Source organism: Calderihabitans maritimus (assembly GCF_002207765.1).
Lineage (GTDB): Bacteria > Bacillota > KKC1 > Calderihabitantales > Calderihabitantaceae > Calderihabitans > Calderihabitans maritimus.
The window spans coordinates 13,521-27,275 of record NZ_BDGJ01000011.1; the positions used below are offsets into that span (position 1 = coordinate 13,521).

The following is a 13,755-nucleotide window of genomic DNA, read 5'->3' on the forward strand; positions in this document are numbered from 1 at the left end:
AATAATTGCGGCAAGAAAATGTTTTAAGTGTGGAAATTCTGTGGAATTTCTATCCTGAATACTGCCCCTTTGTTTTTTCTATTGTAGGCGCTTACCTTTCCACCGTGCTTTTCAACAATAGTTTTTACGATAGATAATCCTATGCCGGTATCTCCATCTTTACCCTTATAAAACCTTTCAAAAACCTTGTCGAGCTCCTCAGTATCTAACCCTTCACCGTCATCTGCCACTTCAATAATCACCCGTGAATCTTTTACTTCCTTTGAAACACAGATCTTAGTTCTAGCATACTTAACAGCGTTACTTAACAAATTCGCAACAGCCTGGAGCAATTTTTCTTCGTCCCCTCTTATTTGCCCAGGACCATCTAGCTTCATTTCTATTTCTATATTCCTGAGTTTAGCCGCCCCTTCGAATTTTTCTACACTTTTTCTGATAATTTCATTAATATCTGTTTCTGCAAAATTAAAATCATTTACTGTTTCAAGTCTGGAGAGATAAATAATGTCATTAACCAGTTCGCGCATCCTGGCTGTTTCATTCAGGATTACCTCTATACCGTCTTCTTTAAACACACCATCCTTTATCCCTTCTGCATACCCCTGTATGGACATAAGAGGCGTTTTAAGTTCATGAGACACATTTTGCAAAAATCTTTTTTGGGCAAGGTCATAATCCTTAAGCTTTCGAGCCAAGTCATTAATTGTATCTCCCAATTCCTGAAGTTCATCCCCTGTATTGATATCAATAGCTACATCGAAATCCCTTTCTTTTAGCCTGGACGCCATGATAGCCATCTTTTTTATCGGAGCCGTGATAGACCTGGATAAAAACATGCCTATTACGATTACTATCAGGCCAGATATTAAAAAGGTCAAAAGCAAAATTCTCAAGATTTCCAGCGTCATCATTTTTATACCTGTTAATCTGCCGCTCAGCATTAGGTAGCCTCTATCCAGGGGTAAAACGACGGATATCTTATCCCCTTTTCTGGAATAGTAATCCCTTCTTCCAATCCTCTTAAAATTATCAAGGTCTATCCTTTTGCCCTCTAACGATTTTACATTTGTAAACAAAACCCTTCCCCAGGGATCAAGAATTGCATAATCCTGACCTGATATTTGCATTTTTCTCCACAAAAATGCACCCCTTACCATCCCGAGGAATGACCTCTCCTTAAAAATCTTCCTGTTTTCAAAGCTCTTGTTTATTAATGCTGTTGCTTCTCTCCCCTGCATAACCAACTGCTTCACTACACTTCGCTCGATGTAGTTTAAGGTTATAAAATAAAACATGGTCCCCACCAGGGCAAAGGAAATTATAAGTATCAGGAAGTACGATAGTATAATTTTTTTCCCAATTGAATTTTTCATCATTTTATTCCTCCACTTTATAACCGTATCCCCAAACCGTTTTGATGTTTATTTTACCGTTACAATCTCTAAATTTTTTTCTGAGTCTTTTTATGACATCATCGACGGCCCTCGATCTCCCATAATAGTCATAGCCCCACACTTTGTTTAATAGTTCATCCCTGGTAAAGGCCTTGTTCTTGTTCAAACACAAATGGCATAGCAGATCAAATTCTTTGGTTGTAAGTTCCACCTCTACACCATTAACTTCAACTCTTCTTTCATCGATAAATATATTGACATTTCCAACAGTAAGAATTTGCCTTTCTTTTGGTTGAACCGGGCGTACCCTCCTGAACACCGTCTTTACCCTCGTAACAAGTTCCCTGGGACTGAAGGGCTTGGTGAGATAATCATCGCCCCCCAGTTCTAAGCCCAAAATTTTGTCTAATTCTTCATCCCTGGCAGAAACAATAATTATTGGTATGTCGCTCTTGTCCCTTATTTTTCTGCACAGCTCATACCCATCAATACCCGGCATCATAATGTCGATAATACACATGTGTGGTTTTTGCTCATTAAATTTAGCAAGCATTTCCTCCCCGCTGCCGAAAACCTCTACTTCATAACCTTCTTTTTTCAGGTAGGCCTGGATGAGATTTCTAATGTTCGCTTCGTCATCAACAACATAAATAAGCCTGCTCACTGTCTTCTTCCCTCCCGGCACGTCTCATTTCCTAAATTATATCAGTTTTTTAAGAACCCAAGTTAGACAGGTTTTCAAAAATCAGTACCAGCGCGGCCCGCACTCATTATCCCTGATGATCAACTTTCCGGGACAAAAAAATTGCCCTTGAACGAATCAAGAGCAATTTTGACTGCGGGTGTTATTTTTCGAAGTAGGCTACCTGGCTTTTTTTATTGCTTCCTCCACCTCTTCTCGGTAGGCTTCGTAGAGCATTCGGGTTACGGGGCCGGGTTTGCCGTCGGCCACCGGCAGCTCGTCTACCATCACTACCGGCATGATTTCCACTACCGTGCTGGTAATGAACACCTCCTGCGCCCGGTAAAGGTCGTCCAGGCTCAGCCGGTCTTCCTTTACGGGAAGACCCTTTTGGCGGGCTATATCCAGCACAACTTTCCGGGTAATACCGGGTAAGATGTTGTGGCCCAAATCCGGTGTCACCAGCGTGTCGGCAACCAGGGCAAAGACGTTGGAACTGGAACCTTCATTGACCAGCCGGCTTTCCTCTTCGTAAAAAACGGCTTCAAAAGCCCCTGCCTGGCGGGCCCTGTTTTTGGCCAGAACATTGGGGAGCAGATTCAAAGACTTGACGTTACAGCGCTTCCACCGGTCGTCTACCACGGTAATAACTTTAACTCCGCTTCTTCTGAGTCCCTCTTCGGGAGGCGCTGCTTCCCGGACATACATTACCACTACGGGCTTAATCCCCTCCGGCCAGAAGTGGCTCCGGGGAGCCGTTCCCCTCGTAACCTGAATATACAACTGAGCTTCCTGAATCCCGCTCCTGGCCAGCAATTCCGATGTTATCTCTTCCATCTCCTCTCGACTATACGGCAGGTCCAGCTCTATAGCCCTGGCACTTTTCTCCAGCCTTTCCAGGTGCGCTCCCAGTTGAAAGGGAATTCCCCGGTAACAGCGGACCACCTCGTAAATACCGTCGCCGAACTGGTATCCCCTGTCTTCCACAGAGACTTTCGCCTGAGCAAAATCAAGGTATTCTCCGTCCAAAAAAACTAATCCCATATCTAAAACCCCCCTGTTGCAAGCATTTCAGCGTAAGCCGGGAAAACCCTGCTGGCGTAATGCCTCGTACAGGACTATAGCCACGGAATTGGACAGATTGAGGGAACGGGCTTCATTGATCATGGGTATACGGATGCAGTACTCGGCGTTGGCCTTAAGCAGATCCTCCGGCAGTCCCTTGGTTTCCTTGCCGAAAACCAAAAAGTCCCCCGGCTGGTAGCGCACGGCAGTGTAATGCCTTGCCGCTTTAGTAGTAGCAAAATAGAAGGTGGCTTCCGGGTATTTCCGCCGAACCTCGGCAAAACTGTCATGGTAGTGAATCTCTACCAGGTGCCAGTAATCCAAGCCGGCCCGCTTCAGGTAGCGATCTTCGGTAGAAAAACCCAGAGGTCTCACCAAATGAAGGATGCTCCCTGTAGCGGCACAGGTCCTCACGATATTACCGGTATTCTGGGGAATTTCCGGTTCCACCAAAACAATGTGCACCTTTCTACCTCCCGGGTCAAAGAATCTCGGTATGAACTTCTAAAAGCTCTGTTTCTGCATCGTTCTCCACAAAAGAAATCAACCGGCTCAACATCTGGTGAACATGACTTGTCTCGTTGCTGACCACGGCTATACCGACCGAGGCCAGATGCCATCGCTCCTGTTCACCTATCTCCGCTATGGATACGTTGAATTTGGACCTTACCCGGTCTATAAGGCTGCGCAAAACTCGCCGTTTATCCTTCAAAGAATTAGCTTCTGCCAGGTGTAGACGCATAATACACAGACCAACTACCATAGGTAACACTTCCCCACCCTGAAAAAAGCTACTACATATATAAATTATATCACCCCACCAACCACCAGGCCACTAAATTGACACAAGTAGGGTTTTCTGTTACATTAAAACAGAAAGCCTGGACTTGTGCGACGAAATCTCTTTTTTCTTTATCTTAAAAGAATTCCGTCAAGGAGGTTATACCGGTGGGCAGGAATCTGGTGCATAAAATCCTGGAAAACCATCTTGTCGCGGGAGAACTGGAACCGGGCAAGGAAATTGCTATCAAAATTGACCAAACCCTCACTCAAGACGCCACTGGAACTATGGCTTATCTCCAGTTTGAAGCTATGGGAGTTCCCCGGGTTAGGACTAAGCTTTCCGTCAGCTACGTTGACCATAATACCCTGCAGACGGGATTTGAAAATGCCGACGACCACCTGTTTCTCCAAACCATAGCCAGCAAATATGGTATTTACTTCTCCCGACCGGGCAACGGCATCTGCCACCAGGTACATCTGGAGCGCTTTGGGGTACCCGGCCAAACCCTGTTAGGCTCTGACAGTCATACTCCCACAGCGGGCGGCCTGGGGATGCTGGCCATCGGTGCAGGCGGTTTAGACGTAGCCGTAGCTATGGCCGGAGGCGCTTTTTATCTCCCCATGCCCCGGGTGGTTAACGTCCGGTTAAAAGGCAGACTGCAGCCCTGGGTCAGTGCTAAAGACGTTATCCTGGAACTCCTGCGGCGTCTCACGGTAAAAGGTGGGGTAGGCAAAATCATGGAGTACAGCGGAGAAGGCGTGGCCACCCTATCGGTACCGGAACGGGCTACTATTGCCAACATGGGAGCCGAACTGGGAGCCACTACTTCCATCTTCCCCAGCGATGAAGTAACCCGCGAATTCTTACGGGCTCAGGGAAGAGAAGAAGTCTGGGTGGAACTCAAAGCCGATCCCGATGCTGAATACGACGAGGTTATCGAAATAGATCTTTCCACCTTAGAGCCCATGGTGGCCCAGCCCCATTCCCCCGATGCGGTAGCCAAAGTTAAAGATGTGGGGAAGATCCCGGTTAACCAGGTGGCCATTGGCAGCTGTACCAACTCCTCTTACACCGATTTGATGCGGGTAGCCTCTATCCTGCGGGGCAAGGTAGTTCATCCTAACGTGAGTTTGGTCATCTCTCCCGGTTCGCGCCAGGTATTTACTATGCTGGCGCAAAACGGCGCCCTGGCAGATTTAATTGCCGCCGGAGCCAGGATTCTAGAAGCTACCTGCGGACCATGTATCGGTATGGGGCAGTCCCCACCTTCCGGTGGAGTTTCCGTACGGACCTTCAACCGCAACTTCCCGGGCCGCAGCGGAACCCCCGATGCCAAGGTTTACCTGGCCAGTCCGGAAGTTGCCGCCGCAACGGCCCTAACCGGCGTGCTGACTGATCCCCGGGAGTTGGGAGAACCTATTGAAATAGAAATGCCTAAAAAATTCTTTATAGACGACCGGATGATTTTACCCCCGGCAGAAAATCCCGAAAAGGTGGAAATTCGCCGCGGGCCGAACATTAAACCGCTGCCTATCAATCAACCTTTATCGCAAAGTATTTCCGGTCCGGTCTTGATCAAGGTGGGAGATAACATTACTACCGACCACATTATGCCGGCAGGAGCAAAAATCCTGCCCCTGCGCTCGAACATTCCGGCCATCTCTCAGTACGTCTTCTCCGGTATCGACCCTGAATTTGCTTCCCGGGCCAAAGCTGCTGGCAGCGGAATAATTGTGGGCGGACATAACTACGGCCAGGGATCCAGCCGGGAACACGCCGCCCTGGCACCCATGTATCTCGGCATCAAAGCAGTTCTGGCCAAATCCTTCGCCCGGATTCACAAGGCCAATCTAATTAATTTCGGAATTATACCCTTAACCTTTATGAACGAAGAGGACTATGAAAACATCCGGCAAGAAGACAAACTGGAAATACCCGATGTAGCCGAGCAATTAACTAAAGGCCGGGAACTGCTGGTGAAGAACCTGACCCAAGGTACTACGTTCAGAGTCCTCCATGACCTCTCACCCCGACAGATAGAAATTATCCAGGCCGGGGGATTGCTTAACTATACTAGAAATAAAGCCGGAGAATCTTAAGCAACTCTTTGAAATGCAAAAAAAGCCACCGGCCCGACGTTCAGGCTGGTGGCTTTTTTACATGATGGAATTAATTACTTTATAGAGGGAACCAAAAATCTGGCGGGCAAAACTCCTTTTTCTCCCGGTAGTTTTTCTCCGTTCCGTACCGGAAGCATTCTTTTCTTCCTTGAGTTGCTGGTAGTACTGAACCACCGCGTTTCCATCCAAACCGATGTAGTCGGCATAGCTACGCAGAAAACCCCGCAGATAAAATTCGCCGGGAATGGCTTCAAAATCCCCCTCTTCCATAGCCTTCAGGTACTTCAGCCATATTTTAGTGGAACGCTCGACTTCTTCAAGATGTATCCCCTGATTGCACCTCTGCTTACGCAGGATTTGCCCCAGTTCCTTCAAGGCAGCGCCCCCTCCCGCCAAAACTTTCCAATGTACACAATTCGACATAAAATTCTCAAATCCTTCACTTTGGTTCAGAATTTTTAACTGGAGAGGGCTCTTCGACCTCTGCCGCCATTTTAAGCATGATATCGGCGTAATGTTGCAGTTTTTGCTGTACCAGATAGTTCACTGTACCCGGTGGGTAGTTGCCGTTCTCATCTTTTTCTCCTGCCGGCACCCCGGTTAAAATCGCTATTCCTTCATCAACGGTACGAACCGGATATATATGAAATTTGCCCTGCCGGACCGCTTCTATGACTTCGTCTGACAGTACCAGGTTGGGAATGTTCTGGTAAGGTATAATTACCCCCTGCTCTCCGGTTAGACCCTTGATCTTGCAGAGGGCAAAAAATCCTTCGATTTTAGCGGTAACTCCTCCTACCGGCTGGATTTCCCCTTTCTGGTTAACGGAACCGGTAACCGCAATTCCCTGCTTAACCGGCAGTTCAGCCAAACTGGATAAAAGGGCGTAAAGCTCCGCACTGGAGGCACTGTCGCCTTCTATTTCCTGGTACGACTGCTCAAAGCATAAACTGGCAGAAAGAGTCAGGGGAATCTCCTGCGCGTATTTCGCCCCCAGGTAACCGCTTAGAATCATTACCCCTTTGTCATGGATGTTGCCGCTCATTTCCGTTTCTCGTTCTATGTTGATGACTCCCTCCTTACCCAGGAAGGTGGTAGCAGTAATACGGGTTGGTTTTCCAAAGGAATAATCACCAAGGTCCAGCACCGACAGCCCGTTAACCTGCCCTACGACAGCACCTGTGGCATCAACCATAAGCTGGCCTTCGCGCAGCATCTCGTGGAGCTTTTCTTCGTACTTATTGGAGCGGTAAATCTTTTCTTTAATGGCTCTTTTCACGTGTTGCCGCGATACAACTTCCGCCTGCTGCAGCCCCGCCCAGGCATCGGCTTCAAAAATAATTTCGGCAATCTCATTAAAGCGCGTACTTAATTTTTCCTGGTGCTCAGCCAATCGGCAACTGTATTCCACTACCGCTGCTACACCAGAACGGTCGAAAGGTTTTAGTCCTTCGCGCCGGCAGAGAGAGCTTACAAATTCGGCCATCTTCTGAAGATTTTCCTCTGTTCTGGGCATTTCCGTGTCAAAATCAGCCTTAATTTTAAAAAACTTGCGGAAATCTTCATCATAGCTGTAAAGAAGATGGTACAAGACCGGGTGTCCCACCAGGACTACTTTCACCTGGATGGGAATAGGTTCCGGCTTTAAGGTAGCCATAGCCACCAAGCCTATCTGGCTTCCCAGGTTTTCTACCCGGATCTCTTTAGTTTTGAGAACTCTTTTGAGGGCTTCCCAGGCCATTAAGTTGGCCAAAACATCTTTCGCCTGCAGAATCAGATAACCGCCGTTGGCCCGGTGAAGGGCCCCGGCCTTTATTTTAGTAAAGTCGGTTACCGCCGCTCCCCACTCGTTTTCGTATTCAATGCTTCCCATTAAGTTATAATAAGTAGGATTGGTCTCCATAACCACCGGAGCGCCCTGCTGTTCGCTGTTATCCACCAAAAGATTAACTTTATACCTGGTCAGGAAAGTTTCTTTACTGATTTTTCTCAACCAGGGAAACGAATCTTTTTCTTCTTCTCCCGCTCGGAAATGGTCTAAATTAAGCAGGATGTCCTTTTGCACTGCTTCCAGATAAGATAGTACTTTGGGATAATTGCCGTACTTTTCCTTCAGTTCGTCTATGAGGTGACCTACGGCAAACAGACCGGTGTTCTGTTCCAATTCCTTAATCTTTTCCTTAGCCTCGCGCTCAACCGCCTGTATCTTGCGCATAGTCTCCAGCATCTTCAACTGTATCTCTTCTGAACGCCGGTCAATGTCTGCTCGGGTCTCCTCATCAAGATTATTGTATTCCTCCTGACTGATCTCCTTGCCGTCTATCAAAGGAATACTTACGTACCCGGCCGAAGTACTTTTCAAAACAAATCCTCTCTCCTCGGCAGCCTTACTCAGTTCCTCCAGCAAATTGGCCTTTTGTCCCTGGTATTCTTTAATAATCGCAGCCTTCTGTTTGTCATATTCTTCTCCCCCAAAAGCTTTAGGGATCTGTACCTGCAGTTCTTCCACCAAACGGTCCATGTCTTCGGCAAATACCTTCCCCATCCCAGCCGGCAAGTCTATGGCCACCGGCTGGTCGGGTTTCTCAAAGTTATGTACATAGCACCAATCTTCCGGTACCCTTTCCTTTTTGGCCATTTGCTGAATTAAGGACAAGGCATAGCTGGTCTTGCCGGTACCTGTAAGACCGGTCATAAATATGTTGTAACCGTGTTTTTTCATCTTAAGTCCAAATTCCATGGCCCGAACGGCCCGCTCCTGGCCTACCATTCCTTCCAAAGGCGTTACTTCTTCGGTAGTTTGAAACTTAAACTGAGCCGGGTCACAGTAAGCACTTAATTTCTCAACTGGCACTTCTTTCCATGTCCCCAAGGGTCTACCATCCTTTCCCTACAAAAATTTTTAGCGTCAGGATAAAATTTTATCCCGGTACTGTTGTAACAAGAGAGAAGTAATTTTACCGGGAGCGTCTCCGTTACCTACTTTCCTGCCATTAACTTCAACCAAAGGCATAACTCCCATCAGGGCATTGGTTAAAAAACACTCATCGGCCTCAAAAATCTCCCCGAGTTCTACCTGCCTCTCCTCAACCGGGAGGCCCAGCGCAGCAGCCAGCCTTAACACCGTCGCCCGAGTTATTCCCGGTAGAATTCCGCTATTCAGGTCGGGAGTTATAACCTGTTCCTGCTTGACTAGGAAAAAATTGCTCATGGTACCTTCGGCTACAAATCCGTTTACGTTGAGCATAATCCCTTCCAGGGCGCCCTGTTGACGCGCTTCCTCTCTCGCCAAAATATTGTCTAGAAAACTCAGGGATTTTATTTTGGTAACCGGCGAATAAGGGTTGCGGCGAATGGAACTTATAACGGCAGAAATACCTTTCCGGTAATTTTCCTGCCTGTAAGGTAGTCCGTGCTGGTAGGTAATTAAAAGTTGTGGCTTTTCGCAACCGCCGGACAGGATTATACGTAGTATTCCTTCGCTGCCTCGGTTAACTTCTATCGTATTCTCTACTAATTTAACTAATTCCTTTCTGGAACAGGGAAGGCTTAAATTTAAGTATTGGGCCGACTTTAAAAGCCGGGCCAGGTGGTCTTCCAGTAAGACCGCTTTATTATTGTAAACATGAAGCGTCTCGAACAAACCCTCGCCGTAAAGAAACCCTCGATCCTTCACGGAGATTTTTGCTCTGCTCCGGGGCAATAATGAACCGTTTAAACAAATAACCTCTTCCATAATTCTCATCCCGCCCTTCAAATTCCTAGAGCATTCATCAACGCTTTAGCCTTATCCAGAGTTTCCTGATACTCCTTTTGAGGTACGGAATCGGCTACAATCCCGCCCCCTGCCTGAAAATAAGCCCGATTATCTTTTATAATAAAAGTTCTTATCACGATATTCAAATCAGCCCGGCCGGAAAAGTCGATATAGCCTAAAGAACCGGTGTAGATTCCTCGTTTAACCGGTTCCAATTCTTCTATTATCTCCATAGCTCTGATTTTAGGCGCGCCGGTAATAGATCCTCCGGGAAAAGTAGCCTTCAACACGGAGACAATATCCTTTCCCGGCTGGAGTCGACCGCTTATGGTGGAAACCAGGTGGAAGACGGTAGCGTATTCCTCCAGGCGGAACAGTTCCTCTACTTTCACCGAACCGAAGCGGCATACCCGCCCCAGGTCGTTTCTTTCTAAATCTACAATCATTACCAGTTCCGCCCGGTCCTTTTCACTGTTCCAAAGTTCTTCTCTCAGCTGCCTGTCGCTAACCTGATCTTGTCCCCGGGGTCTGGTACCTTTTATCGGTCTGGTTTCCACCCTGTCCCCTTCTAGTTTCAAAAATCTTTCCGGCGAAGCACTGACTACCGCCACCCCTTCAAATTCCAGCAAAGCTGCAAAAGGAGCAGGATTAATCCGGCTCAGGCGGGCATAAAGCTCCCAGGGACTGATCGTGAGCGGGGCATCAAATCTCTGGGAAAGGTTCACCTGAAAAATATCGCCTGCCGCAATATAATCTTTGGCCCGCTGAACAGCCCGGCAGTATTCCTCTTCTGTAAAATGGGAGTTCAGGGCAACAGGCTCCTGTTTGTTCACCGGTTCTTCGATTTTATCCTCTTCCATCGGTAGCTCCTTAAGCAACGCCTCCAGCTCTTTCAACCTCTCTACAGCCCTGCGTTCCCTTTCCGAATCGTCCGCCAAGGGGTACCCGGTGGAAGCCAAGAACACTTCTCCCGTCTGGTGATCAACAGCCACCACCCGATCGTAAAAAGCCAGGTAACAGTCGGGTAGTTTTAAATCGTCCAAGGCTTCATTGGGTAATTTTTCCAGATGCCAACCCAAATCGTAGCCGAAATATCCTACCGCCCCTCCCAGAAAAGGAGGGAACGCGGGAAGAGGTTTGGTTTGAAAGCGTTTTAACAGCTTCTGCAGGTAATCAAAAGGATTTCCGGAATGGCGACACACCCGGCCGTTCTCGTACAGTTCAATAGAGGAACCTTTGCTCTTAAATATTAAAAAGGGATCGCTCCCCACGAAGGAATAACGTCCTATTTCCGGGTGAAAAAGAGCACTCTCCAACAGGAAAGGATGAGAGCCTTTTCGCAGGCACCGGTAAAAAAGCTGGGGTTTAGGAGGCAATGACACTTTTTTAACTAGCGGAGTGTAATCCATAAGAATTCACTCCTTCCACCTTTAAAGAAAGAAAATTCTTTAGCAGGTCATGACCCTGTTCGGTCAGGATCGCCTCCGGGTGAAACTGTACCCCTTCTACGGGTAACTCCCGGTGGCGGACGGCCATAATTTCCCCTTGAGCAGTAACCGCTGAAACCTCCAGACAAGAAGGTAAAGTCTCCTTCCTTAAGATCAAAGAGTGATAACGGGTAGCCTGCAGCGGGTTCTTAAGACCCGTAAAAATAGTCTTGTTGTCGTGAAAAACCAGAGATGTCTTGCCATGCATAAGCCTTTCGGCTCTGACCACTTCCGCCCCGAAGGCCTGTCCGATGCACTGGTGTCCCAGACACACGCCCAGGATGGGAATTCTTCCGGCAAATTTCTTCACCACTTCCACGGAAATCCCCGCCTCGTTAGGAGTGCAGGGACCGGGAGAAATAATAATATGGTCCGGTTTCATAGTTTCAATGTCCTCCAGAGTTATACTGTCGTTGCGGTAGACCTCCGTTTCTTCCCCCAGTTCCCCCAAATATTGAAATAGATTATAGATGAAGGAATCATAATTGTCAATTAACAGTATCATAATACCCTCCCCTTGTACCAGTGTAACAAATAAAAAAACCAGTACTAGTGTACTGGTACTCACCCCAAAATCTCCGAGTCGTCTCTTCTCCCCTAAATCTCATCTCACCTGAACTAAACTCAGCTTTCAGTTGTCGCCATTATGCTATCATACTTTCTTTCAGGTGTCAACGCCTCTCTCGATGCCGGCCTTTGCCTCCTTTTCTATTTTAATCAACTCTTCTTCGACTTTCTTTAAGTGTTCGTACATCACTCTACGGGCTTTCATCCGGTCCCTAGCTTTCATAGCCTGAAACATTTCCTGGTGCTCCTGAAACAGCCTTTCTGGAGTCCCTTTGGTATGGGACAACCAGAGTTCACGGGTAGTGCGCAGTGTCTGATTCATGGTGTCGTAAACAGTATTCATTAAACGAACCAGTAGAGAATTCTTGGAAGCCTCAACAACGGCATAATGAAACTTTAAGTCGGCCTTTGCCCCGTTATCGCCGGTCTTCAAAGCTTCTTTCATTTCCTCCAGTGCTCTTTCTATTTTGACAAAATCTTCCTCGTCAGCACGTTCGGCAGCCAAACCGATGGCCTCTACTTCCAGCGCTTTCCTGACTTCCAATAACTCTCTCACTTTATCCCTTTCCAATAAAAACATGAGAGCCAGCGGCTCAATCACCGAATCTAAATCGGTATGGCGAATAAAGGTGCCTTCACCAGGACGGATTTCCACCAATCCGGCAATCTCCAGGGCGCTCAAGGCTTCCCGCACCGAAGTCCTGCTCACCTTCAAAGCATCGGCAAGTTCTCGCTCCGAAAGAAGTTTATCTCCCGGGTTAAGACTGCCGTCTATAATCAACTCTTTAATTTGGGACACTATCTCCTCATAAATTCGCCGGTGTTTAATGGGTTTAAACTTCATCCATAACACCTCAATAAAAAAATGGTGGTGATCAACCACCTTAATTATATTATACCTTTTTTTCGTTGTAAATTTATTCTATCTAATCCTTCATAATTAAAATCTTTCTCGATACTTCCGTCACTTTTTCGGTGCCGGTAAGGATCATGGCCTGTAGTAATTGTTTGGAGTAAGTTTCTATGGTCAATTTAACTCCTTCGCTTCCGCCTCCAAAAGCACCGATTATCAAAGGCCGGCCAACCAGTACGGCGTCTGCCCCTAAGGCCAGAAGCTTGAGGACATCAACACCGGATCGAACCCCACCGTCAGCTAAGATAGTCACCTTCCCCTTCACTGCATCAGCAATGGCGGGCAACACTTCGGCAGCACCGGCGGTATGATCTAAAACGCGCCCCCCGTGATTGGAAACAACTATGGCTGCGACTCCTGCTTCCGCCATCAATTCAGCTTCATCTGCGGTCATTATCCCTTTAACGATAAAGGGTAGTTTGGTAAAAGCTACTAATTCTTTAATTTCTTCTACTGATTTAGGACCGACCGGTTGCCCATTTAAAGCCATGGTAATCAGGCCTGCGCCGTCAACATCTACCCCTACGGCTATGGCTCCGGCCTCTTCCGCCTGGGCAATGCGTTTTTTAATTTCGTCCTGGCTCCGTGGTTTGATAATAGGAATGCCCTTACCTTGTACTTCCTTTATAGCTTCTAAACCGTCATAGTACATGCTGGGCACGCCTGTATCACCGGTCATGCCTAATGAACCGGCGGCAAGAGAGCCCTGAAGCAGGGCATCGACCATCTCTCTTTCGGTCAGCGCACCCCCCATATTAATGGAAGCACCTGTAATCGGCGCCGCTAAAATAGGGGTTTTTAGCTTCTCCCCAAAAAGGGTCAGCGATAAATCGGGGTTTGCGGCCTGGTGGATGGTTCTTAAATTAAGTTTTATCTTAGCCAACGCCTCCAAATTGGCGGCAAAGGAGCTGCCCGTTCCAGTTCCGCCAATACCGGGCACTTCCCCGGCACACGCCCTACCGTCGCACACCGGGCAAACCCGACAG

Annotated in this window: 13 protein-coding genes; 1 reads left to right on the forward strand and 12 read right to left on the reverse strand. The window is 47.6% G+C overall.

The window, feature by feature from the left end:
* Nucleotides 1-23: 23 nt before the first annotated feature.
* From KKC1_RS02115 to KKC1_RS02135, 5 genes are all read right to left on the reverse strand, one after another.
* Nucleotides 24-1,373, reverse strand: a complete 1,350-nt coding sequence (locus tag KKC1_RS02115) for a sensor histidine kinase (protein ID WP_192868032.1) — start codon at nt 1,371-1,373, stop codon at nt 24-26.
* Between the two features lie 4 nt (nt 1,374-1,377).
* The gene (locus tag KKC1_RS02120; RefSeq protein WP_088552864.1) at nt 1,378-2,058 is read right to left on the reverse strand and encodes a response regulator transcription factor; all 681 of its coding nucleotides are present in this window, start codon (nt 2,056-2,058) and stop codon (nt 1,378-1,380) included.
* Nucleotides 2,059-2,256: 198 nt separating this feature from the next.
* A complete protein-coding gene (gene dat, locus KKC1_RS02125; protein WP_088552865.1) occupies nt 2,257-3,120 on the reverse strand; it encodes a D-amino-acid transaminase in 864 nt (287 codons plus the stop codon).
* Nucleotides 3,121-3,147: 27 nt separating this feature from the next.
* A complete protein-coding gene (gene trmL / locus KKC1_RS02130) occupies nt 3,148-3,606 on the reverse strand; it encodes a tRNA (uridine(34)/cytosine(34)/5-carboxymethylaminomethyluridine(34)-2'-O)-methyltransferase TrmL (RefSeq protein WP_088552866.1) in 459 nt (152 codons plus the stop codon).
* A gap of 16 nt (nt 3,607-3,622) precedes the next feature.
* Nucleotides 3,623-3,904 carry a DUF503 domain-containing protein gene (locus KKC1_RS02135; protein ID WP_088552867.1) on the reverse strand — a complete coding sequence of 94 codons (282 nt, stop codon included), beginning with the start codon at nt 3,902-3,904 and terminating at the stop codon, nt 3,623-3,625.
* 185 nt (nt 3,905-4,089) lie between these two features.
* Here KKC1_RS02135 and KKC1_RS02140 point away from each other — a divergent pair, with 185 nt between their 5' ends.
* A complete protein-coding gene (locus tag KKC1_RS02140) occupies nt 4,090-6,024 on the forward strand; it encodes an aconitate hydratase (protein WP_088552868.1) in 1,935 nt (644 codons plus the stop codon).
* Between the two features lie 57 nt (nt 6,025-6,081).
* On the opposite strand, the gene KKC1_RS02145 is transcribed toward KKC1_RS02140, so the two are convergent.
* The 7 genes from KKC1_RS02145 to KKC1_RS02175 form a co-directional block, all read right to left on the reverse strand.
* Nucleotides 6,082-6,420, reverse strand: a complete 339-nt coding sequence (locus KKC1_RS02145; protein WP_192868033.1) for a helix-turn-helix domain-containing protein — start codon at nt 6,418-6,420, stop codon at nt 6,082-6,084.
* A 64-nt stretch (nt 6,421-6,484) separates the two neighbouring features.
* Nucleotides 6,485-8,917: a Lon protease family protein gene (locus KKC1_RS02150; protein ID WP_088552870.1), complete on the reverse strand. Its 2,433-nt coding sequence runs from the start codon at nt 8,915-8,917 to the stop codon at nt 6,485-6,487.
* Between the two features lie 36 nt (nt 8,918-8,953).
* Entirely contained in the window at nt 8,954-9,781 is an 828-nt protein-coding gene (locus KKC1_RS02155) for an aminotransferase class IV (protein WP_192868034.1), read from the reverse strand.
* A 17-nt stretch (nt 9,782-9,798) separates the two neighbouring features.
* Nucleotides 9,799-11,211 carry an aminodeoxychorismate synthase, component I gene (pabB, locus tag KKC1_RS02160; protein ID WP_088552872.1) on the reverse strand — a complete coding sequence of 471 codons (1,413 nt, stop codon included), beginning with the start codon at nt 11,209-11,211 and terminating at the stop codon, nt 9,799-9,801.
* On the reverse strand, nt 11,189-11,794 hold the full coding sequence (gene pabA / locus KKC1_RS02165; RefSeq protein WP_088552874.1) for an aminodeoxychorismate/anthranilate synthase component II: 606 nt from the start codon (nt 11,792-11,794) through the stop codon (nt 11,189-11,191). Before pabA ends, pabB begins: the two co-directional genes overlap by 23 nt.
* Before the next feature lie 159 nt (nt 11,795-11,953).
* Nucleotides 11,954-12,700, reverse strand: coding sequence for a FadR/GntR family transcriptional regulator (locus KKC1_RS02170; protein ID WP_088552873.1), 747 nt, complete (start codon nt 12,698-12,700; stop codon nt 11,954-11,956).
* An 82-nt stretch (nt 12,701-12,782) separates the two neighbouring features.
* A partial coding sequence (locus KKC1_RS02175) for an alpha-hydroxy-acid oxidizing protein (protein WP_088552875.1) occupies nt 12,783-13,755 on the reverse strand: 973 nt, incomplete at its 5' end.